The 583-nt window shown below is 48.9% G+C and carries 1 pseudogene; it reads right to left on the minus strand.

Annotated elements, in window-relative coordinates:
• A pseudogene (locus tag ACKTR2_RS09255) lies at window positions 1-583 on the minus strand (hypothetical protein); the annotation flags it as partial.

Genomic DNA, 583 nt, shown 5'->3' on the forward strand with positions numbered 1-583 from the left:
GGTTCAAACAACACCGGCGACAGCAACACCGGTAACTCGAACTCCGGCTCGAATAACACTGGTGACAGCAACACAGGTAATTCGAACTCGGGTGCAAACAACACCGGTGACAGCAATACTGGGAACAGTAACTCTGGCTCGAATAACACTGGTGATTCCAACACAGGTAAATCGAACTCAGGTTCAAACAACACCGGCGACAGCAACACCGGTAACTCGAACTCCGGCTCGAATAACACTGGTAACAACAACACTGGGAACTCCAACAGTGGCTCGAATAACACTGGTAACAACAACACCGGGAACTCAAACAGTGGTAATTCGAACAGTGGTTCGAACAATACTGGTGACAGCAACACCGGTAACTCGAACTCCGGCTCGAATAACACCGGTGATAGCAACACCGGTAACTCGAACTCAGGTTCAAATAACACTGGTGACAGCAACACCGGGAACAGTAACAGCGGCTCGAATAACACTGGTGATAGCAACACGGGTAACTCGAACTCGGGTTCAAACAACACCGGTGATAGCAACACAGGTAATTCGAACTCAGGTTCAAACAACACCGGTGACAACAATA

Source organism: Furfurilactobacillus curtus, from assembly GCF_045862785.1.
GTDB lineage: Bacteria > Bacillota > Bacilli > Lactobacillales > Lactobacillaceae > Furfurilactobacillus > Furfurilactobacillus curtus.